Here is a 2,124-nt window from a genome sequence, read left to right on the forward strand (position 1 = left end):
GATCGCGTGACCGTCTGCCCACAACGGATCACCGCTATTGCCGCCGCCGCCCTTGTCCTGACTTCACTCGACCGCGGAACCAGGTGAGAAAACCTCATTCAGCCGTCTGCTCATGTGCCGGATCAGCGACGCGTCCGGAGTCGGCTCCTCGACGGACAACGTCCAGCGCAAGTCGGTGCCCTATCAGCGTCATGTTGGAGGTCGAAGCGCACTCGGGCATCGGGGCAGCCGGTCCACAGCGCGGACCAGACCACGACGTGCGGTTCCTCCGCGACGAGAACCGTGGGCAGCTGCTCGTCGGACCGCAGCACAAGCCACCGACGGCTGGGGTCCCGTTTCGGCTGGGTGTGAGCCTCGAAGACGACGTGCGGTGGCGGTGGCTGATTCTTCTGGCGGGTCCCCACCTCCGGCATGCGGACACCGTATGACCGAGCCGGCGCGCGTGGAACAGGGTCAGGGACAGGCTCCTGCTCGACGTGCCGGATCATGTGTCCAAGAGCAAGGGTTGGCGGATGGCTTCCAAGCGTCCGAGCCGTGCGGTTGGAGCCAGGACCGGACCAGAAACGGGGACCAAGTGACATGACTCCACCCGATAAGCCCTATGTCGGGAAGATGCGCAACTGGCACGCCTACTTGTCGGTCGCAGCAAATGGCCCCCTGGGCGGGGCTCCGATAGACGCGAGGTTCAAGCCGTGGGTTCTGCGCCCCAAGGTGGCGACGGACCTCACCTGCACCATCCCCGACATCACGTACTGGGAACAGAATTGGCGGGACAAGCCTGGCTATCGCGGTGCGCCGCACCAATTCCATCAGGCCGAGTTCGACGTTGATTACGCCAAGGTGGCCGCCTCATTCGAGGCCATTGGCGGAACCTTCGCCGAAGAAGCGGCGCGAGAGCCAAGTTTTGATGGTGGACTCTTGACATTCTGCTACTCAGGACACGGCCGGGAAAAAGATGGCGCTCTCTGCTTGAAGGACGACACCACGTTCGGCGCCGACGACTTCATCGATGCGTGCCTAGAGATTCGCCGGGCAGCGCCAGGCGTCGGCCGCATGCGCGTGGCCGTACTGCTCGACTCCTGCCATTCCGGCGCATTCATACTGAGAGTTCTTGAAGCCGTTTTGCACGAGCACCCCGATGACTTGGTACCTGAGTACATGCTGGCATCCTGCATGCCCGACGAAATCTCCTATGAGTTACCTGCGCTCGGTCACGGCTTGTCGACATTCTGCTGGTCCGTACGGGAACTGGGCTCCGGCAGCTTGGTTGCAACGGCACACAACATGCCTGGACTCACATGGTCCATCGCTCAAGGCCCCGGCGGGTGCTCTTTCGTCACGGGCGGCAGGCAGAATCCGATCAAGTACGACGACTACGAGTTGACGACTGCCTTCAACTCCGTACCCGTTTACGTCAGCGAGGACTCCGTCGAGCCGAGGAGTCGTGAAGACTGGGAGCGGGACCTTCGCGCGCACCGGGATGCCTTGTACGAGTCGTTCGCCCCACTTCGCCGTCGGGGTGGATTGCAGATGACCGTGGAGCGAGTCGAGCGGGACGGCGGGGGACAGCCCTGACCACAAAGCACCCCTCGGAGCTGCCTCCCGTCAGCTCGAGGGACTTGGTCGTGTAGCCCGGCCGGCAACGCCGGAGCCTGAGCCTGAGCCATGATCTTCACGTCGACAGCGGCGTATCCCTACGCCGACCGCGACCGGGGCCATCCCCGGCTGCGTGGTCAGCTCCGAGAGATCGTCGCCGGGGCAGGTGCCAAGCGGCCGGACTGGTCGACGCTCGTCGTCGAGGGGCTGACCGAGGTTCAGGGGCTGCACCGACGCGCCTGGTTCGTCTGGACGGCGACGGTGCGGTTCGCATTGTCCAGACACGGGCCCTGACGCCGCGTCGCCGCTGAAGGCGGCTTCGGGACACTCGCTATCGCCAAGGCTCTGGGATCTGCTCGGCCTGGGGTGCCGGCCGCTCAGGGGCATTCGGAATGGAACGAGTCCCCTGAAGGCTGAGGCCCAAGGCGTCGGGCCTGACTTTGATCAGGGCCGCATGATCATTTCTGCTGCGGCTCGCTGAGCTGCGGGAACGGTCTGGACTCGGCGCGGTTTCACGCACTAACGGGG

The 2,124-nt window shown here is 64.5% G+C and carries 2 protein-coding genes; both read left to right on the top strand.

The features are described from left to right. The first annotated feature begins 579 nt into the window (after window positions 1-579). The gene (locus ACYVG5_RS21365) at window positions 580-1,575 is read left to right on the top strand and encodes a caspase family protein (protein WP_222050807.1); all 996 of its coding nucleotides are present in this window, start codon (window positions 580-582) and stop codon (window positions 1,573-1,575) included. 90 nt (window positions 1,576-1,665) lie between these two features. After that, the gene (locus tag ACYVG5_RS21370; RefSeq protein ID WP_222050806.1) at window positions 1,666-1,890 is read left to right on the top strand and encodes a hypothetical protein; all 225 of its coding nucleotides are present in this window, start codon (window positions 1,666-1,668) and stop codon (window positions 1,888-1,890) included. Window positions 1,891-2,124 lie beyond the last annotated feature (234 nt).

It is taken from the genome of Modestobacter lapidis, from assembly GCF_054780755.1.